Raw genomic sequence first — 24813 nt, 5'->3', positions numbered from 1 at the left:
CGCGATGACCGACACTGCCGCCGCCTCGTCCCCCGCGCTCAGTTCGGGGACGGCGGGCTCGGCCGCGTGGCGCACCAGCGCCGCACAGGCCGCTCTCATCCTCGTGTTGCTCGGCCTCTGGGAGATCGCCGGGCGCACGCTGTTCAACCCGTTCTGGAGCAGCCGCCCCTCGCTGATCGCCGAGCGCATCTGGCGCCTCGCGCTCTCCGGCGAACTGTGGACCCACTGCTCCATCACCCTTCAGGAGGCCGGTGCCGGCCTGCTGCTGGGCGCGGTGGTGGGCGTGCCGCTGGGTATCGCGCTCGCCCGCGCGCCCCGCGTCGCCAAGGTGGTGGAGCCGGTGGTGATGGGCCTCTACGGCCTGCCGCGCGTGGCGCTCGCCCCGCTGTTCATCCTGTGGTTCGGCATCGGCCTGATGTCCAAGATCATGATGGCCTTCACCATGGTGGTCTTCATCTTCATGCTGAATGTGATGGAGGGCATCCGCACCATCGACCCGGATCATCTGGACCTGATGCGCTCCATGCGGGCGGGCCGCTTCTATCTGGCGCGCAAGGTGCTGCTGCCGGCGGTGACGCCGTGGATTCTGGCCTCCTTCCGCATCGGCGTTGGCCTCTCGCTCATCGGTGCGGTGGTGGGCGAGCTGATCGGCGCGAACCGGGGGCTGGGCTGGTACGTGGAAAAGTCCGGCGGCCAGCTCGACACCACCGGCGTCTTCACCGGCCTCGTGGTGCTGATGATCCTCGCCATGCTGGCCAACCAGCTCATCGGTTTCGTGGAACGGAGGGCGATCAGATGGCGATGAGCCAATTGGCGGAAAAGCCCATGCCCGCCCCCACGCCCGAACCGCGCGTGCGGGTGGAGAATCTCCGCATCGCCTTCCCCCGCCCCGATGCGCCGCCGCTGGAGGTGCTGTCCGGCATCTCGCTGGATGTGGCGGATGGCGAGTTCGTCGCCGTGGTGGGGCCGAGCGGCTCGGGCAAGTCCACCATCCTGCGGGCCATCTGCGGGCTCCTGAAGCCGGCGGGCGGCGAGGTGCGCGTGGACGGACGCCCGGTGTCCGATCCGCCGCCCGAGGTGGGCTTCATGTTCCAGAAGGACGCGCTGCTGCCGTGGCTCACCGTCACGCAGAACATCCGCGTCGGCGCGGAACTCTCCGGCATGTCGAAGGCCGAGCAGGAGACGCGCATCCCCGCCCTCATCCGCCTGCTGCGGCTGGATGGCTTCGAGGACGCCTACCCCAAGCAGCTCTCCGGCGGCATGCGCCAGCGTGCCTCGCTGGGGCGGCTGCTGGCCTATAATCCCTCGCTCATGCTCATGGACGAGCCGTTCGGAGCCCTGGATTACCAGACCAAGATCGTCATGGGCCGCGAGCTGCTGCGCATCTGGGAGGCGGAGCGGCGCGCCATCATCTTCGTCACCCATGACATCGAGGAGGCGGTGGCCCTGGCGGATCGCGTGGTCGTCTTCTCCGCCCGCCCGGCCCGCATCGTGGCCGACTATCGCGTGGACCTGCCCCGCCCGCGCGATCTGCGGGCCATGCGCGGCGATCCGGCCTTCGTGCATCTGACCGAGTCCATCTGGTCCGATCTGGCGTTGCCCGCATGAGCCTGATCGACGACGTGATGGCGGGGCCTCTGGCCCGCGAGCCGCTGCCCGCCTTCGCGCTCAGGGTCTACGGGCAGGCGGGGGTCTCCGCCGCCTGCCTGCTGTTGCAGGAGCGCCGGGGGCTCGACGTCAACGTGCTGCTGTTCGCGGCCTATGTGGGCGCGGTGCGGGGGCTCACGCTGGCTGCTGCCGATCTGGAACGCGTGCATGCGGCCGTCGCGCCCTGGCATCGCGACGTGGTCCGCAGTCTGCGCGCGGTGCGCAAGGGGCTGAAGACCGGCCCATCGCCTGCGCCCAACCGGACCACCGACGCTTTGCGCGCCAAGGTGCAGGCCATCGAGATCGAGGCCGAGCTGATCGAGCTGTCCGAGCTGGGGACGCTGGCCGCCACGCTCAATGGCGCGTCAGCGCAAGGCGACGTGCAGGCCCGCGCCCTTGCCGCCCTTCGCATCGTTGCGGGCGCGGACCTCGGCGCGGAGGAGGAACAGGCGTTGGCGCAGATCGCGGCTGCGGCGGAGCGCGCCGCAGGCTAGAGCCTCATCAGAACATCCGGGCTCGGACCATTCCCGCGCCCATAAATGGAACGGGACATGAAACGCCTCATCATCGCCGTGACCGGCGCCTCGGGAGCCATCTACGGCATTCGCGCCCTTCAGCTTCTCAAGGAGGTGGAGGATGTGGAGACCCACGTCATCCTCACCCCCTCGGGCCTGCGCACCATCGTCGAGGAAACCGACTTCAAGCCCGACGAAGTGAAGGCGCTGGCGGACAGGCTCTACAATCCCAAGGACATCGGCGCCGCGCTGTCCTCCGGCTCGTTCCAGACGGTGGGCATGCTGGTGGCCCCCTGCTCCATCAAGACGCTGAGCGGCATCGCCAATTGCTATAATGACGAACTCACCGTACGCGCCGCCGACGTGTGCCTGAAGGAGCGCCGCCGCGTGGTGCTTCTGCTGCGCGAGACCCCGCTCCATGCCGGCCATATCGAGCTGATGGCGCAGGCCACCCGCAACGGGGCGATCATCATGCCCCCGGTGCCCGCCTTCTATCACCGGCCGAAGACGCTGGACGACATGGTGAACCAGACGGTTGCGCGGGCCCTCGACCTGTTCGACATCTCCCTGCCCATCGTGAAGCGCTGGACCGGAGAGGCCGTGCGCGACTGAGCGCAGGGGAAAACGCGAACCGGGGGCGGACAGCGATTCGGACGCGGTTTGGTCTGCGGGTGTTCACGGCAGCGGGGCACGCTGTCCCGAAACGGGACACCCCCTCCCTCAACCGGCCACCCAAAAACAAAGGCGGAACCTATCCGCCGAACCGATTCGGTCGCGGATTGGTCCCGCCCTGTTCTCAAGACATCCCCCGCCCGTCCCGATCCGGGACAGGCGGCGGCAAACCTCACTCGCCCTGCGTCATCAGCGCCGCATTGCCGCCGGCGGCCGACGTGTTGATCGTCACCGTCTGCTCGCTGGCGAAGCGCAGCAGATAGTGCGGGCCGCCCGCCTTCGGGCCGGTGCCGGAGAGGCCGTGGCCGCCGAAAGGCTGCACGCCCACCACCGCGCCGATGATGTTGCGGTTCACATACACATTGCCCACCGACAGGCGCTCCGTGACCTTCTCCACCAGCCCGTCGATGCGGGTGTGGACGCCCAGCGTCAGGCCATAGCCGGTGCCGTCGATGGCATCGAGCACGCCGTCGATGCCGCCCGCCTTGAAGCGCACCACATGCAGCACGGGGCCGAACACCTCTTCCTGGAGGTCTTCCGCGCGGTTCAGCTCGAACACATGCGGCGCCACATAGGTGCCGGTGGCCGGCGCCGCGCCGGCATAATGCACGCGGGCGGAAGCCGAGAGCTTCTTCGTATAGGCGTCGAGCTTGCCCTTGGCCTCGGCGTCGATCACCGGGCCCACATGCACGGACGCATCACGCGGATCGCCGAGGCGCAGGGCATCGGCCGCGCCCACGATCATCTCGATCATCTTGTCCGCCACGTCTTCCTGCACGAACAGCAGGCGGAGCGCCGAGCAGCGCTGGCCGGCGGAACGGAAGGCGGACGTCACCACATCGTCCGACACCTGCTCGGGCAGAGCGGTGGCGTCCACGATCATGGCGTTGATGCCGCCGGTCTCGGCAATCAGCGGCACGATGGGGCCGTCCTTGCCGGCGAGCGTGCGGTTGATGATGCGCGCCACTTCCGTCGAGCCCGTGAACACCACGCCGGCCACCTTCGGGGCCTCAACGAGGCGCGCGCCGATGGCGCCGTCACCGGTGACGAACTGGAGCACGGAACCCGGAATGCCCGCCTCATGCAGCAGCTTCACCGCCTCGAAGGCGACGAGCGGGGTCTGCTCGGCGGGCTTGGCCACCACCGTATTGCCGGCGGCCAGCGCGGCGGAGACTTGCCCGAGGAAGATGGCCAGCGGGAAATTCCAGGGAGAGATGGCGACGAACACGCCACGGCCGCGCAGGCGCAGCACGTTGCTCTCACCCGTGGGGCCGGGCAGCGTCTCACCCGCGCCGCACAGGCGACGGGCCTCGCCGGCGTAATAGCGCAGGAAGTCCACGGCCTCGCGCACTTCGGAGATGCCGTCGTCCATGGTCTTGCCCGCCTCGTCCTGAAGCAGGGCAAGGAAGCTCTCCATGCGGGCTTCCAGCAGGTCGGCGGCCTTCTCAAGGATGGCGGCGCGCTGCGTGGCAGGCGTCTGGTCCCATGCGGCAAAACCCTTTCGGGCGGTGGCGATGGCGGCATCGGCCGTGGCGGCGTCAGCCTCGATCACCTTGCCGATGACGCCGCCGTCGATGGGGCTCGCCATGGTGCGGGCGGTGCCTGTGCGCACCGCGCCGTCCACGATGGAGGCGGCAGTCACCTCCCGGCGGCCGGCGGCGATGTCCTTGAGGGTGGAGGCGAGCATGTCACGGCATCCGAGTTCGACACCGCGCGAATTCTTACGGGCAGGGCCGTAGAGATCAGGCGGCAAGGGAATGTGGCTGTTCCGGGCGGCATCGGGCGAACCGATGATGGTCGCCGGGCGGCGCAGGAGATCCGAGACCGGCACGGCGGGATCGCCCGCCACCGACACGAAGGAGGAGTTCGCGCCATTCTCCAGCAGGCGGCGCACCAGATAGGCGAGCAGGTCGCGATGACCGCCCACGGGCGCATAGGTGCGGCAGCCCACTTCGGGGTTGGCTGCGAGGCGCTCGCCATGCACCGCCTCGCCCATGCCGTGCAGGCGCTGGAATTCGAAGCCGCCCGTGCCGCCGGACAGCTCGACGATGGTGGCGATGGTCAGCGCGTTGTGGGTGGCGAACTGCGGGAAGATGCGCGGACGCAGCGCCAGCAACTTGCGGGCGCAGGCCATGTAATTCAGGTCCGTCATCGCCTTGCGGGTGAAGACGGGATAGTCGGCAAGGCCGCGCTCCTGCGCGCGCTTCACCTCGGTGTCCCAATAGGCGCCCTTCACGAGGCGCAGCATCAGCCGGCGGTCCAGCTTCTCCGCCAGCGCCGCCATGTGGTCGATCACCTGCGCGCAGCGCTTCTGATAGGCCTGGATGGCAAGGCCGAAGCCGTCCCAGCCGGCAAGGCTCGGATCGGCCAGCACGGCGTCGATCACATCGAGCGAGAGTTCGAGGCGGTCGGCCTCCTCCGCGTCGATGGTGAAGTTGAGATCGTAGCTCTTGGCCCGCCGGGCCAGATCCACCACCTGCGGCACCAGTTCCGCCAGCACGCGGTCACGGTTCGTGGCGTCATAGCGCGGATGCAGCGCCGAGAGCTTCACCGAGATGCCCGGACGATCCGGCAGCGCCCGGTTGCCGCCACGGCGGCCGATGTCGTCGATGGCCCCGGCATAGCTGTCGAAATAGCGCTTGGCGTCCGCCACCGTGCGGGCGCCTTCGCCCAGCATGTCGAAGGAATAGCGATAGGCCCGGCCGCTGGAGGATTCCGCGCGGTCGAGCGCGGCATGAATGGTCTGGCCGAGCACGAAGTGATTGCCGAGGATCTTCATGGCCTGCCGGGTGGCGGCGCGCACGGCGGGCATGCCGAGGCGCTTGGTCATGCGGCCCAGCACGCCTTCCGGCGTCTCGCCCGGCTGGATCACCCGCGCGGTGATGCCCAGCGCCCAGGAGGACGCGTTCACCAGCAGGGCATCCGACTTGGAGGCGTGGTTCAGGAAGTCGCCCTGTGCCAGCTTGTCCTCGATCAGGCGATCGGCCGTCACCGGGTCCGGCACGCGCAGCAGCGCCTCGGCGAGCGTCATCAGCGCCAGCCCCTCCTTGGTGGAGAGGGAATATTCGCGCATCACCTCTTCGATGCCGCCGACGCTGCTGCCCTTGCCACCGCCCTTGCGGATGGCGCCGATGAGGCGGGAGGCCAGCGCATCGATGCGCGCCTCGCCCTGGCCGGACAGCAGGCCCTGCGCGAGAAGCTGGGTGGCGAACGCCGTGTCATCGGGCGCGAAGGGGGCGTTGAACAGCGGGACCACCGGCTGGAACGGGGCGGAAGCGGTGGAAACGGGGCTAGGCATGGAAATCTCCGGCGAACGTCCTTCGATAATCCCTCTCCCGCCTTACTTCGATGGTCATTTTCAGCATTTGGCCTTAGATTATCCGGCGCAACCCTCGGCGAACCGGATAACATGAGCAGCCTCGACCGTACCGACCGTCGTATTCTCGCGATCCTTCAAAGGGATGGGCGTATTTCCGGCGTGGAATTGGCAGAGCAGGTCGGGCTGTCCGCTACCTCCGCCGGAGAGCGGGTGAAGCGCCTTCAGCGGGACGGCTATGTGGCCGGATTCGGGGCGCGCCTCGACCCGCAACGGCTGGGCCTGAGCTTCCTCGTCTTCATCGAGATCCAGCTCGACAAGACCACGCCGGATGCCTTCGAGCGCTTCGCGAAAGCCGTGCGGGCCGCGCCGGAGGTTCTGGAATGCCACATGGTGGCGGGCGGCTTCGATTATCTGCTGAAGGTCCGCCTCGCGGACATGGCCGCCTACCGGCGCTTCCTCGGCACGGTGCTGCTGGGCTTTCCCGGCGTACGCGAGACGCGCTCCTATGCGGTGATGGAGGAGGTGAAGAGCGATGCGCCGCTGCCGGTGTGACGAGGCGGAACGAAAGTCCGGCTTCCCGCGTGCTTCATCCTGACGCCTAATGCCGCCCCCAAGCCGCGCGAAGACGGCGGGGCACCAACAGGAAAGGGAGAAAAGATGTTTCCCGAGTTGCGCCTTCTGTGTTTCGAGGATCTCACCGTCGGCCTGAGCGAGACGCTGGTGAAGACCATCGCATCTTCCGATGTGGTGGGGTTTGCCGAAGTGACCGGCGACCGGAACCCCATCCACCTGTCCGAGCATTTCGCCGCACGCACGCCGTTCGGCACCCGCATCGCCCACGGCCTCTATACGGCGAGCCTGATCTCGGCCGTGCTGGGCACCCGCCTGCCGGGGCCGGGGGCCGTCTATATCTCCCAGACCCTCAACTTCCGCGCTCCGGTCAAGATCGGCGACACGGTGCATGTGATCGTGGAGGTGGCCGAACTGATCCCGGAACGTCGCCGCGCGCGCCTCGCCTGCACCTGCAAGGTGGGCGAGGAGGTGGTGCTGGATGGCGAAGCCTGGGTGAAGGTACCGCCGCGCAGCGAGACCGAGAAGTCGCCCCTCGCCCGCGGCGCGGCCGGCTGAAAACGCCGGGCCGAAACGAAAACGGGAGCCCGCTGGCTCCCGTAACGCGTTCCGGCAAAATGTCCGGGGACTATCTCACGCCGCTGTAGATCGACGCACCCGTCGTCACCGGCGAGGAGACCATCAGGAAGATCTGCATGGCCTTCTGGATGTCGGTGATCGGGGCGTTGGTCACATAGACCACGTCGCGATTGAAGATCGGGAAGTGCTGGGCCACGAACAGCGAGTTCGTGTCGCGAAGGTTCAGGCGGTAGACCACCGGCGTCAGGCCGCCCGGCACCACCAGCGGGCTGCCGGGACGCAGCTTGCGGGCGATGAATTCCGGCTCGTAGCGGACGATGAACACGCCCGACGGATCGGAGCGGTTGTCCTGCAGGCCGCCGGCCTTCACCAGCGCGGTGGCCAGCGTGATGCCCGAGGCGTTGAACGGGATTTCCGCATTCGCGCCCGTCGCGCCATAGGCGAGGAACACCTGCGGCTCGCGCACCAGCGTCAACACGTCGCCGGGCTGCATATAGACGTTCTCGCGCGGGTCGGAGACCACGCGCTCCATGGCCACACGCACGGTGTGGGTGCCACGGGAGAGCTGCACGAAGGTCTCGCTCACCGGCGCGCGGACGCCGCCGGCGGTGGCGATCACGTCCAGCAGGCGGTCCCCCTTCACGGTCAGCGGCACGCGGGCGCCCTGCACCACCTCGCCCGAGACGGTGACGGTGTTGCTGACCGGACGGCTGACGGTGACGAGCACCTGCGGCTGGATGGCCTTGCCGGTCAGCGCCTTGACGATGTCGTCCTGGATCGCGCCCGTGGTCCGGCCCGCCGCCTGCACTTCGCCGGCATAGGGAATGGAGATGGTGCCCGAGGACTTGACCACCTGCTCGGGGATGGTGGCGGTCTTGGAGCCGGTGGTGAAGCTGCCAGCCACCACGGCGGACGAGAACAGGCCGCCGGCGCCGGCTTCCCAGATGGTTACGGCGACGGTGTCGCCGATGCCCACCACAGGGGTGCGGGAAGGGCCGGACTTGCCGAAGCTGGTATAGAAGGTGTCGGGCGCGCGCTGGCGGGCGATATCGAGCACCACATTGTCGATATCCACGACTTCGTAGCGCTGGACGTTGTCCTCAACCGACTGGGAGACAACCTCGCGGGCGTTCGGCCCCACCTGCGGCAGGGTCTCGGCGCATCCGGAAAGCGCAAGGGCCACGCCCGAAAGCAGCAGCGGCCAACTCGATACCTTCCGCATGAAAGCTCCGTCCCGATTCCGTTCGCAGATAGCATGGCGGTCCCCGGGGACCAACCCTGCCAACGCCCAAGCCTAGCACTCCTCATAGACATGTTTCCCGATTGCCACACCCGCAGAAGGCCTGAAAACCGGCGCATCGTTAACGGGAGGCAACCCCCGGGACAGCCACATGACGCTGCGGCATATGGATCTGCCCAGCCCAAGCTGCCCGCGCGGCGGCGCCACACCTGACGTTGCGGCCGCTCGCGCATGCCTTGTGCTGCGGCTAAACAGGGTCCACACAGCGATTGTTTCGCGATAGGCTGCCGGTTCTCGTGCCCGCACGAAAAAACTGCGCCGCGCCGCGATTCAGAATGCTCGCGCCGGGGGCGTGCCGCCTTGAAAGCAGGCGAACGTCCGGCGCGCAGGTGCGGCGGATACTTCCAGAGTACGGGTGGATACATTGCGGTTTAAGGGGCCTCTTGGAGACGGCGTCGCCGATGTGAACGAAACCGCCATCGTTGGAGCTGCGTGCCGCCTGCCCGGCGCACCCGACGAAGCACGGTTCCGGCAGATGCTGACGGACGGCACCTGCGCCATCCGCCCCTTCCCCACCGGCCGCTGGAGCGTCGAGCGCTTCCTGCATCCCCGCGCCACCGAGCCCGGCTTCAGCTATTCCTTCGCGGGCGGCTATCTGGACGCGCCGTTCGACTTCGATCCCACCGTGTTCGGCATGTCGCCCCGCGAGGCGGCGCAGGTGGACCCGCAGCAACGCCTGCTGATGGAAGTGGTGTGGGAGGCGCTGGAAGACGCGCGCATCGCCCCCTCCAGCCTCGCCGGCCATGAGGTCGGCGTCTATGTGGGCGCCTCCAGCCTCGACCACGGCAACCTGCTGGCCTCGGACCCGGCGGCCATCGAGAGCCATTTCATGACCGGCAACACGCTGTCGGTCGTCTCCAACCGCCTGTCCTACGCCTTCGACTGGCACGGGCCGAGCTTCACGGTGGATACCGCCTGCTCGTCCTCGCTGGTGGCCTTCTCGCAGGCCCTCACCGACCTGAAGACGGGGCGCATCGACACTGCCGTGGTGGCCGGCGTCAACATGCTGCTGACGCCCGCCTCCTATATCGGCTTCTCCCGCGCCTCCATGCTTTCGCCCACCGGCCTGTGCCGGCCGTTCTCGGCGGCGGGCGATGGCTATGTGCGCTCGGAAGGCGCGGTGGCTTTCGTGCTTCGTCGCCGCGACCTCGCGCTGCCCGGCTCCATCCGCGCGCTGGCCATTGCCGGCGCGGTGAATTCGGATGGGCGCACCTCGGGCATCGCCTTGCCGGGCGTGGAGGGCCAGAGGGCGCTTATTGAGCGGCTCTATGGCGAGACCGGCATCACGCCGGATCAGGTGGCCTTCGTGGAGGCCCACGGCACCGGCACCCGAATCGGCGATCCGGTGGAAGCCACCGCCATCGGCTCCGTGCTGGGGCGCGGCCGTTCCGCTCCTCTGCCCATCGGCTCGGTGAAGTCGAACATCGGCCATCTGGAGCCGGCGTCCGGTGTCGCCGGCATCCTGAAGGCGGTGAACGCGCTGGAGACGCGCGAGCTGCCCCGCTCGCTGCATCTGGACGAACTGAACCCGCTCATCGATTTCGCCGACCTGAACCTGCTGCCGGCCCGCGAGGCGGTGCCGCTCAATAAGGACGCCGCGACGCTGTTCGCCGGCATCTCCTCCTTCGGCTTCGGCGGCACCAACGCCCACATCATCCTTGCCAGCGCGCCGGCTGATCAACAGCCCGCTGAAACGGCCGCCTCCGCACCGCGCCACATTACCGTCTCCGCCGCGACCGCCGAGGCCCTGCGCACCCTGGCAGGCACCACCGCCGACGCGCTCAATAGCGGCGTGACCCCGGCCCGGCTCGCCGCTGCCCTCGCTGGCGGGCGCGAGCTGATGCGCCACCGCGCGGTGGCCGTGCTGGACGAGCCGGATGCGCTTCAAGCCGGCTTCCGCGAACTGGCCGACACCGGCGCCTCGAAAGCCATCGCCACCGGCGCCGCCGGGCGCGCGGACGGCAAGGTGTGCTTTGTCTATTCGGGCAATGGCGCGCAGGTGGTGGGCATGGGCCGCACCGCCTATCTGCGCAATCCCGCCTTCCGCGCCCGCTTCGACGAAATCGACACCGCCTTCAAGGCGCTCGAAGGCCGGGGCGTGAAGGAGGACATGTTCGATCCGGCGCTGGCCGATCGCATCGGGCAGGCCTCCGTCATCCAGCCGCTCATGTTCGCCGTGCAGGCGGCGCTCACCGCCGGCCTCGTGGCCGAGGGGCTGAAGCCCGATTTCCTGATCGGCCATAGCATCGGCGAAGTGGCGGCGGCGGAAGCTTCCGGTGCCATCGACCTCGCGCAGGCGGTGCGCATCATCCATGCCCGCGCCACCAGCCAGGAAGCCGCCCATGGGCGCGGCCTCATGGCGGTGTTCGCCGCCAGCCGGACGCGCATGGAAGAGTTTCTGGCCGGCTTCGGCCGCGACGACATCGAGATCGCCGCCGATAACGGCCCGAACTCCCTCACCCTCTCCGGCTCCACGGAGGCGATCAAGCTCGCCACCCGCGAGGCCCGGCGCCAGCGCATCGCCAGCCGCACGCTGGAGATGGCCTACCCCTTCCACTCCCATCTGCTGGAAGACACCCGCCCGGCCTTCCTGACCGCGCTGGGCGACATCCGCCCCCGGCCGGCGACGACGACGCTCGTCTCCACCGTCACCGGCGCACCGGCGACCGAACCGCTCGACACCGCCTATTGGTGGCGCAATGTGCGCGCCCCCGTGCTGTTCCGCAGCGCCCTTGAGGCGGCATCGGAAGCCGGGGCCACGCTGTTCATCGAGCTGGGGCCGCGCCCCATCCTCACCTCGCCCATCACCGACACGCTGAAGGAGCGCGGCAGCAGCGCCGCGGTGCTCGCCAGCTTCACCGAGGCGGACGACCGCGATCCCCGTCGCGACCCGGTGCTCTGGGTGGTGGCGAATGCCCGCGCCCATGGAGCAGAGGCTCCCGCCCGGCCCGCCACAAGCGTGGACCGCAGCCTGATCCTGCCGACCTACCCGTGGCAGCGCAGCACCTTCCATTTCCAGGGCACCTCCGCCGCGCTCGACCTGTTCGGCGGCGATGCCCGGCACCCGCTCATCGGCGGGCGGCTGGCGGAAGGCGTGCCGGAATGGCGCACCTTCCTTGATGCGGAGATCGTGCCCTATCTCGCCGACCACGTGGTGGATGGTGAGATCGTGGTGCCCGCCGCCGCCATCGTGGAGATGGTGCTGGCGGTCGGCCGCGCGCTGAAGCCCGAGGGCCCGCTGGGCCTTGAGGATTGCGACATCTTCCAGCCGCTGGTGCTCTCCAGGCAGAGCATGCGCGAGATTTCCGTGCGCCATGCGGCCGCCACCAATGACGTGGAGCTGTTCAGCCGCCCGCGTTTCGGCACCGACGAATGGACGCTGCACGCCCGCGGCCGGCTGGTGGAGGTGGCGCATGCGCCGCGCCCCACCGCCAAGCCCAAGGGCAAGCTCATCCGCACCACGGCGGCGGAGATCTATGCCCGCACGCAAGCCTGCGGCCTCCATTACGGCCCGGCTTTCCAGCTGGCCCAGTCCATCCGGCGCGATGCCAGGACCATCGAGGTGGCGCTGACCCCGGCCGAGGCCGGCACCGGCGCGTTTACCCGGCCGCAACTGCTGCATCCGGCGAGCCTCGATGCCGCGCTGCATGGCCTGTTCCAGCTCATCGACATGGAGCCGGGCGTCCGGCGCACCTATCTGCCGATCCGGCTGGGACGCATGTCGCTGTTCCGCGACCACCCGGTCGTCACCGCTGCCACCATCGGCGTGGAGCGCCACACCGCGCATTCGCTCAAGGTTTCCATCGCGCTGAAGGATGCCGAGGGCACGGTGGTGGCCGAGGTGGAGGAGGCCCTCCTCAAGTCCGTGGTGTTCTCACGCACCGATCCCGATGACGGCTTCCTGTATCTGGGTCGCGCCCGCACCGGCGCCGCCACCGATGCAACCGATCTTGCCGCGCCTATCCTCGCCCATCTCAGTGCCCTGCCCGAGGCCGAGCCCACCGACGGCTGGCTGATGCTGCGCGCCGCCATGCGCGCCGCCGCCCATCGCACGCTGATCGCACTGGCGGACGAAGCGGGCCGTCTCGACCTCGACCTGCTCGCCGCCACCGGCCGGATCGCGCCCGAGGCGCGCGCCTTCGCCGCGCTGCTGGGCGAGGAGCTGGTGATGGCGGACCTCGCCACGCGGGATGGCGAGGCGCTCGTCATCGCCGCCGACAGCGGACTGCCGGAGCCGGACCGCATCCTGCGCACCTTCGCCGCCGACTATCCCGAGGCGGCTGCCGATCTGCTGCTGGTGGCCCGCACCATCGCGGAGATGGACGAGACGCTGCGCACCGGAGCCGCCATCGCCCATCGCGCGGAAATCCTCGAACAGTTTGCCGGCGAAGGAGTCTTGTTCGCCCCGGCACGCATCGCCCTTCTCGCAGCCATTGCTGCGGCCCAACACAAACAGGGTGACGCGCCGCCGCGCGTGCTTGTGGCGGAGCCAGACGGCCGGGCCGTCATCGCGGCCCTGCTGCCGGAGGTGCGGGCCGGCCGCATCCGCCTCACCGTCGCCGGTCGCGACACCGCCCGGCTGGAGCGGCTGGAGCGGCGGCTGCCCGCCAATCTGGCCGTGAGCTTCCTGAAGCTGGACGACCAGACGCCGACCGCCACGCACGACCTCGCACTCATCTCCACATGGCGGCTGACCGGCGAGGAGGGCGCGGCGCTGGTATCCGGGCTGGCCCGCAGCCTCGTGCCGACCGGTGCGCTGGTGGCCGCCCAGCCCGCCCCCGATGCGGTGGTGGACTTCATCCTCGGCAGCGATCCCGACTGGTTCGCCCGCTCGGCCGATCCCGCCTTCCCCGTGGGTCTCATGCCCTCCGCGGACGAAACCCGCGCGGCGCTGGCCGCCGCCGGCTGCCGCGACATCCGCACGCTGGAAATCGCCGAGGGCGGCGCCTGCCTCGTGGCCCGCGCGCCCGCCACTCTGCCGCCGGCCACCGCCGCACGCCCGGTGCGCCTCGTCGCCGATGCGGCGAGCCCGCTGGCCGGCCCGCTCACCGCCCATCTCGCCGCCGCCGGCCTGCTGGCTCCCGAGGATGCGGCGGATGCGGATGTGATCGTGCTCGCCGATGGCACGACGGGTGCCGATCAGCCGCGTGTCGAAGCGCAGGTGCTGCGCCTCGCCACTCTGCTCAACAGCCGCCCCACTGACGCACCCAAGAGCCGCCTGTGGCTGGTGGTGCGCGGCGCGCAGACAACGCAGCTCGATCCCGTGGCCGATGCGTTGTGGGGCTTCGGCCGTGTGGCGCTCAATGAAGTGGCCGATGCCGGCCTCCACCTCGTGGACATCGCTCCCGGCCTCCCCGAGGCCGAAGCTGTCGCGCGCCTCGCCGCCCTCCTCGTCGGGCCGGGCGTAGAGCGCGAAACCGTGCTCGATGCGCGTGGCGCGCAAGTGACGCGCGTGCTCAAGGGCGTGCCTGCCATGCCCGGTGCCGCCGATCCGGAGGCCGCCCTCACCCTCGAATTCCCCCGCCGTGGCGCGCTCGATCATTTCGCGTGGGCCAAGAAGGTCCGCACCGCGCCGGGCAAAGGCGACGTGGAAATCGAGGTGCTGGCCGCCGGCCTGAATTTCCGCGACGTTATGCTGGCCATGGGCCTGCTCGACGACGATGTGCTGGATGACGGCATGGCCGGCGCCGTGTTCGGCTTCGAATGCGCGGGCCGCGTGACGCGCGTGGGCGAAAAAGTCACCGACCTTGCGGTGGGTGACGTGGTGGTGGGCTTCGCCAAGAATGCCTTCTCCACCCATGTCACCGCGCCGCGCCGGGTGTTCATGCCCCTGCCCGCCGGCACCACGCCGGACAGCGCGGCCAGCATCCCCGTCGCCTTCCTCACCGCCTGGTACGGCCTTGTTGAGCTGGCAAAGCTCAAGCGCGGCGAGAGCGTGCTCATCCATGGCGCGGCCGGCGGCGTCGGCCTTGCCGCCATCCAGATCGCCAAGGCGCGGGGCGCGAAGGTCATCGCCACCGTCTCCACGGCAGACAAGCGCGCCCTCGTCTCGCTCATGGGCGCGGATGCGATCTACGATTCGCGATCGCTCGCCTTTGCTGACACCATCCGCCACAGCCATGGCGGCGTGGACGTGGTGCTGAACAGCCTCTCCGGCGAGGCCATGCGTGCCAGCTTCAAGTGCCTGAAGCCGTTCGGGCGCTTCGTGGAGCTGGGCAAGCGCGACTATGTGGCCAATACCGAGCTGGGCCTGCGCCCCTTCCGGCGCAACCTCACCTATTTCGGCGTGGACCTCGACCAGTTGCTGGCCCACGACCCGCGTCTCGTCGCCAAGGGCCTGAAGGATCTGGCCGCCGGCTTCGACAAGGGCGTCTACACCGCTTTGCCCTGCCGGACCTTCGGTGCGGACGGCATCGGCGAAGCCTTCCGCCTCATGCAGTCGGCCGCACATGTGGGCAAGATCGTCGTGCGCCCGCCTGCCGCCGGCGACATCCGCCTGCCCCGCGTGGCCGCAGACGGCTTCGTGCCCGAGGGCGTCCAGCTCGTGGTCGGCGGCGCGGGCGGCTTCGGCCTTGAAACGGCGCTGTGGCTGGCGGCCAAGGGCGCGCGCACCATCGTCGTCGCCTCCCGGCGCGGCGCGGTGGACGCGGCGGATCAGCCGCGCATCGACGCACTGAAGGCGGCCGGCATCACCTTCGCGGTGGAGCAGGTGGACGTGAGCGCGGAAGCCTCGGTCACGGCGCTGGTGGCCCGCGTAGCGGACACCCACGGCCCCATCGGCGGCGTCTACCACACCGCCATGGTGCTCCACGACGGGCTCATCCGCACGCTGGAGACCGATGCGCTCGCGCGCGTGCTCGCCCCCAAGGTGGACGGTGCCCGCCATCTCGATCGCGCCACGCGCGACCAGCCGGTGAAGCACTTCGTGCTGTTCTCCTCGGTCTCGGCGCTGATCGGCAATCCCGGACAGGGCGCCTATGTGGCCGCCAACGCCTATCTGGAAGGCATCGCCCGCCGCCGTGCCACCGAGGGCCTGCCGGCGCTCGCCATCGGCTGGGGCGCCATCTCGGATGCGGGCGTGCTGGCCCGCGACACCTCCACCGCCGAGCAGCTGGAGCGCGTCACCGGCATGACCGGCATGACCGCTGCCGACGCCCTCTCCCGGCTGGAGCGGCTGCTGGCCACGGATCTCGCAGAGCCCGTGGTCTATTGCGCCCGCTGGCAGCGCACCGGCCTCATGCGCGACCTGCCCATCCTCGCCACCCCCGCCTTCGCGGCGGTGTTCGCGGAGGATGGCGGGGCGAAGGACGCGGCCGAGCTGGACCTTGCCGCCCTGCTGGAGGGCAAGAGCGATACCGAAGCCCTCGCCATCCTCGGCGAACTGGTGGCCGGGCGCATCGCCCGCATCCTGCGCCTGTCCGCGCAGGAGATCGACCTCGACCGGCCGTTCGCGGAAATGGGCATGGACTCGCTGATGGCGCTTGAACTCAGCATGAGCATCGAGCACGAATTCGGCGTCGCCCTGCCGCTGGTGGCCATCACCTCGGTGCCCAATGTGCGGGAACTGAGCCGGCGCCTGCTGCAATCCCTGCGCACACCGGACACCGGCCCCACCGTGGATGCGGGCGACCACCGCCTGATTGCCATGCACGGCGGCGACGTGGCCGATTTCGACACCGTGGGCGATGCCCTCGCCAACCGGCGCGACCAAGTCACGAGGGTGATGTGAGCAAGAAAACCGATGCGGGCCGGCTGACGGGCAGCGAGCGCGCGGACTTCCTCACCTCCATGCGCAAGACCGCCGCCCCCGCCGCGCCCCGCGCAACTGCGGTGGCGGCGCCGACGCGCGACGTGTCGTTCGAGACTCTGCCCGGCTTCCGCATGCTGAAGACCCAGCGCGCGGCGGCCGACATGCTCGGCCTCGCCAATCCCTTCTACCAGACGCACACCGCACGGGCGGGCGCGCGCTCGGTGATCGACCAGAAGCCGGTCGCGAACTTCGCCTCCTACGATTATCTCGGCCTCAACGGCCATCCCGAGATCACCGCCGCCGTGGCTGATGCCGCCGGCACCTGGGGCACCTCGGTGTCCGCCAGCCGCCTCACGGCCGGGGAGCGCCCGTTCCATCAGGAGTTCGAACAGGCGCTGGCCGGAGTCTATGGCACCGAGGACGCGCTGGTGTTCGTGGGCGGGCACGCCACCAACATCTCCACCATCGCGGCCCTGCTCAGCCCGAAGGATCTGGTGATCCATGACGCGCTGGCCCACAATTCCATCGTGGTCGGCGCCGAGCTGTCCAAGGCCAGCCGCCGCATCTTCCCGCACAACGACCTCGATGCGCTGGAAGCCATCCTCGCCGCCTCCCGCGACAAGCACGAGCGCTGCCTGATCGTCACCGAGGGCCTGTTCTCCATGGATGGCGACGGGCCGGACCTCGCCCGGCTCATCGAGATCAAGACCCGCTGGGGTGCGTGGCTGATGGTGGACGAGGCCCATTCGCTGGGCGTGCTCGGCGCGACCGGGCGCGGCATCTTCGAGCTTCAGGGCGTGGACCCGTCCGGCGTCGATATCTGGATGGGGACGCTCTCCAAGACTCTGGTGGGGTGTGGCGGCTATATCGCCGGCTCCGCCGACCTCGTCACCTTCCTGAAGTTCCACGCCCCCGGCATGGTCTATTCCGTGGGCCTGCCGGCGACGCTCACCATCGGCTCGCTGACCGCGCTCCGGATCATGCAGCGCGAGCCGGAGCGGGTGGCGCAGCTCAAGGCCAACGGCCATCGCTTCCTGGAAAAGGCCCGCGCCGCCGGGCTCGATGTGGGCGAGAGCTGGGGCTATGCGGTAACGCCCATCATCATCGGCGACAGCCTGCGCACGGTGATGCTGGCGGGGCGGCTACTGGAGCGTGGCATCAACGCCTTCCCCATCATCCCGCCCGGCGTGCCGGAAAAGTCCGCCCGCCTGCGCTTCTTCATCTCCGCGTCACACACGCCGGAGGATATCGACACGGCGGTGACTGCCGTGGCCGAGGAACTGGCGCGGCTGGAAGAGGAAGGCATCTCCGTGGGCAAGGTCGCGGACCTGATGAAATGACCGCCGGAACCGGCATCACGGTCATCACCGGCGCCTCCAGCGGCATCGGCGCGGCGCTGGCGGAAGAGCTGGCGCGAAAAGGGCACCGCCTCGCCTTGCTCGGCCGCAATGCGGAGCGGCTGGAGGCCGTGGCGGAGCGCTGCCGGGCGGCAGGCGTACCGTGCACCACCCACAGCGTGGACATTCGCAACCGGACCGCCTTGCAGGACGTGCTCGCGGGCATCGAGAGCGCCGCCCCCATCGGCCTTTTCATCGCCAATGCCGGCATTCTCGACGGCCGGCGCGACGGCGAAACCGTGGAGAGCTACGAGGCGGCGGAACGGGTGCTCGACACCAACCTCATCTCCACCATCTCCGCTTTGCATCTGGTGCTGCCGGGCATGCGCGCGCGGCGCGAAGGCCGCCTGCTGCTCATCTCCTCGCTGGCCGCCTTCGCGCCGCTGCCGGACGCGCCCGCCTATTCGGCCGCCAAGGCCGGCCTTCTGTCCTACGGCCTCGCTTTGCGTGAAGCGCTGCGCGAGGAGGGCATCTCCGTGTGCGTCGCCTGTCCCGGCTATGTCACCAGCGCCATGAGCGCCCGGCATCTCGGCCACCGGCCCGGCGAGATTGCGGCCGAAGACGCCGCCCGGCGCATATTGAGCGCGCTCGATGGGGATCGCGCCCTCTCCGGCTTCCCTTTCTCCCTCTACTGGGGCTCGCGGCTCTCGCTGCTGGTACCGGCCTTCATCCGCCGGCTCGGCATGAAGGGCCTGCGCTTTCGTGTGGGCGGATGAGCGCGCGCAATCAGGGTTTCCGAAACGTAAATCTTTCGTCTTCAAGATTGCCGCATTCTCGTGAGATCGGGCATTGCCGCCGTTCGGGTGCGGGCGAAGCGACGATCTGCTAGGCTGGCGCAGCACCAACCGATGACGGAAAGACGGGGCGTTGGAGACAGGGTGAAGGATGAGCGTGACTGACCGATCCCTGCCGGCCATCGTGAGCAATCTCCTGTCCGGCGCCAAGCCGCCACCGGGGCTCGGCCGCGCCGCGGAGGCCTATGTCACCGCGCTCAATTTCCGCAAGAATCTCACCCGCATTTTGTTCGTGGTGCTGGTGCTCGCGCCGACCATCATCGCGACGCTCTTTTACGGGCTGCTGGCGGCTCCGCGCTATACGTCGGAAGTGAAGTTCATCGTCCGCAGCGTCTCCACCCAGCGCGTCACCGGGCTGGACATGCTGTTCCGCACCTTCGGCATCGCCAAGGCCGTGGATGATGCCAACGTGGTCCAGCAATATCTTGAATCGCGGGACGCGCTGCAGGGCGTGATCGACGCCGGCGTCGACGTGAAGGCCATATTCCAGCGCCCCGAAGCCGACTGGTGGTCCAGCTATCCCTATTTCTGGCGCCGCGACACCAACGAGTCGCTCTACGACTATTTCATCAGCCATGTCTCGGTGCTGGAGGACAGCACGAAAGGCATTCTGGAACTACAGGTGATCACCTTCCGCCCCGAGGATTCGCTGCTGCTGGCGAAGACACTGGTGACGCTGGCGGAAGGCATGGTCAACCGGATGAACGAACGCGCCCAGCATGATGCCATGGGATCGGCCCAGCGCGAGGTGAGCCTCGCCATGGACACGACAATACAGGCACAGGCCGCGCTCACCTCCTTCCGCAACAAGGAGATCATCGTCGATCCGTCCAAATCCAGCCTGTCGCTGATCGAAACCATCGGCAGCCTGACCACCGACCTCTCCTTCGCCCAGGCGGAGCTGAAGGAAACGCAGACGTCCTCTCCCAACAGCCCGGCCATCCCCGGCCTGCGGGCCAAGATCGCGGCGCTGGAGGAGCGGGTGCGGGTGGAGCGCTCCAAGATGGCCGGCGGCGACGATTCCCTCGCCAGCAAGATCGCCACCTACGAGCAGCTCGCCCTGCGCCGTGACCTCGCGGACAAGAGCCTGACCTCGGCCATGAATGCGCTCGACGTCGCGCGCCAGGAGGCGCGCCGCCAGCACATTTACGTGGAAGAGGTGGTCAGGCCCAACCTGCCGGACGAATCCACGGAACCGCGCCGCTTTCGATCGGTCATGACCATTCTGGTCTTTGGCTTCGCCATTTTCGCGGTCATCTGGATCCTCACCGTCGGCTATGGGGAGCATAGCCAATGAGGCTTCTCGATCGCGCCCTGCGCTTCGCGGAGCTGCCCCCCGTCGAAGGCAGGCGCTCCTTTCCGGAGGCGCTGAAAGTCCAGCTCCGCGTGCAGGTCGCGCTCATGCTGCGCGGCGCGCTCTCGCGCTACGGGCACGAGAACCTCGGCTTTTTCTGGATCATGGGCGAACCGCTGCTCATGACTGTGTCCGTCATGATCATGTGGTCGATGGCCGGCATGGACCATGGCCACGGCATCGGCCTCGTCCCCTTCGTGCTGACCGGCTACACCATGCTGACGACCTGGCGTCACATCGTCATGCACATGGGGCACGCCATCGCCCAGAATGCCGGCCTCATGTTTCACCGCAACGTGCGCATGGTGGACATCCTGAGCGGACAGGTGGTGCTGGAGGTTCTCGGTGGCCTCGCGGCGTTCTTCATTGCCTACATCCCGCTCTATCTGGCCGATGTGATACCCGCGATCCACGATCCGCTGCTGCTGATCAGCGGCTGGTTCTTCATCGCCTGGCTCGGCTTCGGTTTCGGCATGTGTATCGCGGGCCTGGCGGAATTGAGTGAGGCTGTCGGCCGTTTCATTCCGCCGATGATGTACATCACCATTCCGGCGACGGGCGCCTTCTACATGCTCTCCTGGATGCCCGAGAAGGCCCAGAAGGTTCTGGCCTGGTCGCCGCTCGTCGCGCCCTTCGAGATGTTCCGCGGCGGGCTCTTCGGCCCCTCCGTTCACGCGCAGTTCGACATTGGATACATGCTGATCGTATGCACGCTGAACATGGCGCTCGGCCTCGCCCTGGTACGGGCGGCCGCAAAACGCGTGCACCTGTCATGAACGAGACCGCCACCGGCACCACCCGCCCCGAGGCCCGGATCGCCGATCAGCAGCCGCTGCAGCTTCCGGCGCGGCGTCGCATCGAGCTGGTTCCCATCCAGGCCCAACAGCCCGCGGATGGCCCGCAGGTCGGGGAAGATCCGCACGCGAAGCCGCTCTGGCGTCGCTACGGGCTGTTTGCGGTGCTCTTCGCGCTGCCTGTGCTCTCGGCCATTGTCTATTTCGGGTTGATCGCCTCGGACGTCTATCTCTCCGAAGCCAAGTTTCTGGTGCGCTCGTCCGCGCGCAGCACCGGTGCCAGCCTGTCGTCCATGATCCAGAGCGAGAGCATGGCGCGGGCGGCGGATGAGACATATGCCGTCTCGGAATACATGATTTCCCGCGACGCCGCGGCCGCGCTGGCCAAGACCGCAGGCCTGCGGGACATCATGCAGCGCTCCGAAGCCGACATGTTCAACCGCTACCCGAGCTTTTTCGGCAAGGAGAACGAAGACCAGTTCTTCCGCGCCTACAAGCGTCTGGTCTCCGTTGAAACCGACGGCGCCACCGGAATCTCGACCCTGGTCGCGCGCGCATATCGTCCCGAGGATGCCGAGGTTCTCGCCGCTGCCCTGATCCAGACGGCCGAACAATTCGTGAATAAGCTGAACCTGCGCTCCAACGAGGATGCGGTGAAGTTCTCCGAGGCCATGGTCAAGGACGCGCAGGTCCGCCTGAGCGACGTGGAAACCCGCCTCGCCACGTATCGCAACACGCAGCTCGTGGTCGATCCGGAAAAGGAATCCACCGCCTCTCTGGCCATCCTGGGCAGGATGACCACCGAGATCGCCCGTCTGGAAGCCTCCCTCTCCCAGCAGATGGCCATGGCGCCGGAAAGCCCCGCCATCGCGCCGCTGCGTGAACGCATCGTCGCCTATCGCGCGGAGATGCAGAAGCAGCAGAAGAATGTGGTGGGCGGTGCGAATTCCATCGCCTCGAAGTTGCAGGGCTACGAACTGCTGGTCATCGAGCGCGAACTCGCGGCCCGTGCGATGGCGGTTGCGACGGCCTCTCTGGAAAGCGCCCGGCAGGAAGCCCAGTCGCAGCGGATCTATCTGCAGAAGATCACGGAACCCAGCCTGCCGGACCAGGCGGATCAGCCCAAGCGGATGCAGGGCATTCTCGTCGTCGCCTTTCTTGCCTTCTGCATCTACTGGATCGCCCGCAGCATCATCTCCAATACGATGGAACATCAGGCGTGACGGACGTGCTGGTACGCCCCGACCATGCGCTTCCAGCCCCCCTGGTGCCGCCGATCACGGACGGCGTCATCCGGCTCGATGGCATCGTGAAGGAGTATCACACCCCGATCGGGGTGCGCCGTGTTCTGGATCGCATCAGCTTCGACGTCGGCAGAGGCGAGAAGATCGCCGTCCTCGGCCGCAACGGGGCCGGCAAATCCACGCTCATGAAGATCATCGGCGGGGTGGAGCATCCCACCCACGGCACCATGAGCTTTGGCATGTCCATGTCGTGGCCCATCGCGTTCGCCGGTGGCTTCGATGTGAATATGAGCGGCCTCGACAATGTGCGCTTCATCGCGCGCCTCTATGGCGTGGACGAGACCGAGGCCGTGGCACGCGTCGATGATTTCGCGGAACTGGGGCGGCTGCTGAGCCTGCCGGTGAAGACCTATTCGACCGGCATGCGCAGCCGTCTCATGTTCGGCCTGTCGCTGGCGGTGGACTTCGACTGCTTCCTCGTGGACGAAATGATCTCGGTGGGCGACCAGCGCTTCCAGCGCAAATGCCACGACGAAATGTTCGTCAAACGCGCCCATTGCGCCATGATCCTCGTCAGCCACGACATGCACATCATCCGCAATTACTGCAAGAAGGCGCTGGTGCTGAAGAACGGACGCGGACGGGTGTTCGAGGATCTGGAACTGGCCCTGCGCATCTATGAGACCATCTGACGAACAGGCGGATGGCCGCCCTGCCGGAGCCGGCCGGTCATGCTGATCACCACCTTCGGCCCGCCCTCGGGCTTTACCCAGTGCTGCGTCTTCCTGATGCGCCAGCTCACCGACGAGATGCTGAGCGAGGTCGACTACATGGTGGCCGGCGAACTGGCCCAGCTCAAGGAAGCCTGGGCCAACCGCCGCCAACCGCACGTCTTCTTCTTCGCCGACTGCCCCGAACGGGCGCTCGTCGAGGTCTTCATGAAGCTCCAGGCGCCGTCCGTCGCCTTTCTCGAAAGCCCGAACGACATCACGGGATATGTGGTGCGCGAGCGCGGGATGGCGTGGACCTGGGCCGTGCGCCTGACCCACCAGTGCCTGATCGCCATCGGCGACCTCATCGCCAGCGACAATCTACTGGTCCTGCGCCGCGAATATGAGCTGACGCTGGGCGAGTTCTTCCGCGCCATCGCCCTCCAGTTCCAGATGGACATTTCCGACCATCAGCTGGCGGCGATCATGCGGCGCGCGGATCTCGACGGCGACTTCACGCTGGATTCGCCACTCGAAGAGGTGCTGCTGGCCCGCTGGCCGCATGCCCGCCCCAGCGAGCGGGCGCTCGAAGGTCTGTCCCGGCCGGACGCGGACGTCATCCGCGCCGTCAATGCCGGCCTCAAGCCGATCATGGCCGGGCGCAGGCTGGAGCAGATAGACTGGCCGCAGGAAATGTTCATTGCCGGCGACCCGCCCAACGACATCCTGCTGGGCACGATCGAAATGCTCGGGCCGGCCCGCTGCATCTGCTACGGGCCCTATCTCAATCTGCCGATGGGATCATGGACCGTGTCGCTGGAGATCGAGGTCCGCGAGAATTTCTCGGGCAACCATTTCGACATCGACATCTTCCACGGCGAAGTCATCGCCCTGGAGCATTTCGCCGTCCCGGTCCAGGGGCGCTTCCAGCTATCCGCGCATTTCGACGTGCGCGATCCCCGCGAGCCCATCCAGCTGCGCATCATCATGCGGGAGGGCGCCATCGAGGGACTGCTGGACGTGAGATCCGCCGTGGTACTGGCCGACGAAGAGACCTCCGTCAGGCGCGCTTCCGAATGATCAGGCCGAAGCAGGTGCTGGGAAATCCGTCGATGCTCAGCTTCAGGTGGACGTGGCCGTCGCCCCAGTTCGACCGCACATAGTCCGTCATGTCGTGCTCCCACGGCGGGACGTCGATGAAGCGGTCCAGCGGCTTGTTGCCGATCGCGAAATCCAGCTCCGCCACGTCGTGGCCGAGCATCCGCAGCCGTTCCGCGATGCTCTGGAAGTGCTGGCGCTGGAACAGCACCGTGGGCCAGTTGTCGATGGTTTCCTGATCGTTCAGGAAATTGAACTCGGTGGTGTGAACGGCAACGCCGCCCGGCTTCAGCGTATCCAGTGAGTTCTGGATGAAATCCAGCCCCTTGGCGATGGAACCCAGGTGCTCCAGCGCGCAGATGGACCAGCAGAAATCATAGTCCCGCAGGGCCGGCGGAATATCGTTCATGTCCACATAGGCAAGCCGGACATGGCGGTCGAACAGCTCACGGCTGACAAGATCGCTCTTGAAGGCATGCTCAAGAGTGGCGGTGTGCTGGTTGGTGTTCGACCATCCGCGCCCCGCAGACTCGTCGGGGGCGAGGTCGGTCACGGTGACGTCGATCCCACGCGAGGCGAGATAGCTCGGAATGGGTTCGGTGCCGCACCCGAAGCCGACGCCCCGCATGCCTTCCTTCAGCAGATCGCGCTCCCACAGCGCCTGCAGCATGAAGGCGAACTCCCATATCTTCCGATGGAAGACCACGGGGATGTTGAGCTGCCCGCACCAATAGGCGGCCCAGTCGCTCTCCATGTCCGCCTGGGTCGAGGGCTTGCTCTTCAAGCCCACGGGAGCCGGTGCGAGATCGGGGCGATGCGGAAGGCCGGCGGCCAGCGCCTTGGCAAGCTCATAGCCGAAGAATTTGAGATTGAGCGCCATGGCATCGAGGTTGCGCAGGCGGAAGCTGAGGGCATTGATGTTGGGCTGCGCGCTTTCGTTGGTCAGCCGCAGCAGCGCCATCAACTCATTATGGTCCATCACACCAACTCCAACACCAAAATCGTCTCGGCTGCCCTTGGCTGCGGCGGCCCGTTTCCCTGACCAGGCACGGCTTATGAAGGTCTTCATT

17 protein-coding genes are annotated in these 24813 nt (G+C 67.9%); 14 read left to right on the top strand and 3 right to left on the bottom strand.

Going from position 1 to position 24813, the window contains the following annotated elements; genetic code table 11:
- Positions 1-4 precede the first annotated feature (4 nt).
- From IEW24_RS22550 to IEW24_RS22535, 4 genes are read left to right on the top strand one after another with little or no spacing between them, the layout of a single operon-like run.
- Positions 5-805, top strand: a complete 801-nt coding sequence (locus IEW24_RS22550) for an ABC transporter permease (protein WP_188582906.1) — start codon at positions 5-7, stop codon at positions 803-805.
- A complete protein-coding gene (locus IEW24_RS22545; RefSeq protein WP_188582904.1) occupies positions 796-1608 on the top strand; it encodes an ABC transporter ATP-binding protein in 813 nt (270 codons plus the stop codon). Before IEW24_RS22550 ends, IEW24_RS22545 begins: the two co-directional genes overlap by 10 nt.
- On the top strand, positions 1605-2141 hold the full coding sequence (locus tag IEW24_RS22540; RefSeq protein ID WP_188582902.1) for a TIGR02444 family protein: 537 nt from the start codon (positions 1605-1607) through the stop codon (positions 2139-2141). The genes IEW24_RS22545 and IEW24_RS22540 overlap by 4 nt, the downstream gene beginning before the upstream one ends.
- A 57-nt stretch (positions 2142-2198) precedes the next feature.
- On the top strand, positions 2199-2774 hold the full coding sequence (locus IEW24_RS22535; protein WP_188582900.1) for a UbiX family flavin prenyltransferase: 576 nt from the start codon (positions 2199-2201) through the stop codon (positions 2772-2774).
- 232 nt (positions 2775-3006) lie between these two features.
- Here IEW24_RS22535 and putA read toward each other — a convergent pair whose 3' ends face one another.
- Complete coding sequence (gene putA, locus IEW24_RS22530) at positions 3007-6132, bottom strand: bifunctional proline dehydrogenase/L-glutamate gamma-semialdehyde dehydrogenase PutA (RefSeq protein ID WP_188582898.1); 3126 nt, start codon at positions 6130-6132, stop codon at positions 3007-3009.
- 111 nt (positions 6133-6243) lie between these two features.
- Here putA and IEW24_RS22525 point away from each other — a divergent pair, with 111 nt between their 5' ends.
- Both IEW24_RS22525 and croR read left to right on the top strand, forming a co-directional pair.
- Positions 6244-6705: an Lrp/AsnC ligand binding domain-containing protein gene (locus IEW24_RS22525; RefSeq protein ID WP_188582896.1), complete on the top strand. Its 462-nt coding sequence runs from the start codon at positions 6244-6246 to the stop codon at positions 6703-6705.
- 105 nt (positions 6706-6810) lie between these two features.
- Entirely contained in the window at positions 6811-7281 is a 471-nt protein-coding gene (gene croR / locus IEW24_RS22520) for a 3-hydroxybutyryl-CoA dehydratase (RefSeq protein WP_188582894.1), read from the top strand.
- Positions 7282-7351: 70 nt separating this feature from the next.
- Here the strand turns inward: croR and IEW24_RS22515 are convergent, their stop codons facing one another.
- A complete protein-coding gene (locus tag IEW24_RS22515; RefSeq protein ID WP_188582892.1) occupies positions 7352-8524 on the bottom strand; it encodes a polysaccharide biosynthesis/export family protein in 1173 nt (390 codons plus the stop codon).
- Positions 8525-9005: 481 nt separating this feature from the next.
- On the opposite strand from IEW24_RS22515, the gene IEW24_RS22510 reads away from it, so the two are divergent.
- The 8 genes from IEW24_RS22510 (at position 9006) to IEW24_RS22475 (ending at position 23725) form a co-directional block, all read left to right on the top strand.
- On the top strand, positions 9006-16331 hold the full coding sequence (locus IEW24_RS22510; RefSeq protein WP_188582891.1) for a type I polyketide synthase: 7326 nt from the start codon (positions 9006-9008) through the stop codon (positions 16329-16331).
- Complete coding sequence (locus IEW24_RS22505; RefSeq protein WP_244644614.1) at positions 16328-17692, top strand: aminotransferase class I/II-fold pyridoxal phosphate-dependent enzyme; 1365 nt, start codon at positions 16328-16330, stop codon at positions 17690-17692. Before IEW24_RS22510 ends, IEW24_RS22505 begins: the two co-directional genes overlap by 4 nt.
- Entirely contained in the window at positions 17689-18465 is a 777-nt protein-coding gene (locus IEW24_RS22500) for an SDR family NAD(P)-dependent oxidoreductase (RefSeq protein ID WP_188582889.1), read from the top strand. The genes IEW24_RS22505 and IEW24_RS22500 overlap by 4 nt, the downstream gene beginning before the upstream one ends.
- Before the next feature lie 169 nt (positions 18466-18634).
- A complete protein-coding gene (locus IEW24_RS22495; RefSeq protein ID WP_188582887.1) occupies positions 18635-19840 on the top strand; it encodes a KpsE/RkpR family capsule polysaccharide export protein in 1206 nt (401 codons plus the stop codon).
- Positions 19837-20673 (top strand): ABC transporter permease, encoded by an 837-nt coding sequence (locus IEW24_RS22490; protein ID WP_188582885.1) that lies wholly within the window; start codon positions 19837-19839, stop codon positions 20671-20673. Before IEW24_RS22495 ends, IEW24_RS22490 begins: the two co-directional genes overlap by 4 nt.
- Positions 20670-21914: a KpsE/RkpR family capsule polysaccharide export protein gene (locus IEW24_RS22485; RefSeq protein ID WP_188582884.1), complete on the top strand. Its 1245-nt coding sequence runs from the start codon at positions 20670-20672 to the stop codon at positions 21912-21914. The genes IEW24_RS22490 and IEW24_RS22485 overlap by 4 nt, the downstream gene beginning before the upstream one ends.
- A complete protein-coding gene (locus IEW24_RS22480; RefSeq protein ID WP_244644613.1) occupies positions 21911-22627 on the top strand; it encodes an ABC transporter ATP-binding protein in 717 nt (238 codons plus the stop codon). The genes IEW24_RS22485 and IEW24_RS22480 overlap by 4 nt, the downstream gene beginning before the upstream one ends.
- 39 nt (positions 22628-22666) lie before the next feature.
- The gene (locus tag IEW24_RS22475; protein ID WP_188582882.1) at positions 22667-23725 is read left to right on the top strand and encodes a hypothetical protein; all 1059 of its coding nucleotides are present in this window, start codon (positions 22667-22669) and stop codon (positions 23723-23725) included.
- On the opposite strand, the gene IEW24_RS22470 is transcribed toward IEW24_RS22475, so the two are convergent.
- Complete coding sequence (locus IEW24_RS22470) at positions 23706-24722, bottom strand: class I SAM-dependent methyltransferase (protein WP_188582880.1); 1017 nt, start codon at positions 24720-24722, stop codon at positions 23706-23708. The two genes, IEW24_RS22475 and IEW24_RS22470, sit on opposite strands and share 20 nt — an antisense overlap.
- Positions 24723-24813 lie beyond the last annotated feature (91 nt).

Origin of the sequence: Azorhizobium oxalatiphilum, from assembly GCF_014635325.1 — a bacterium.
Lineage (GTDB): Bacteria > Pseudomonadota > Alphaproteobacteria > Rhizobiales > Xanthobacteraceae > Azorhizobium > Azorhizobium oxalatiphilum.
The sequence above is the reverse complement of the archived record's forward strand: the minus strand, read 5'-3'. Positions and strand labels throughout refer to the sequence as shown.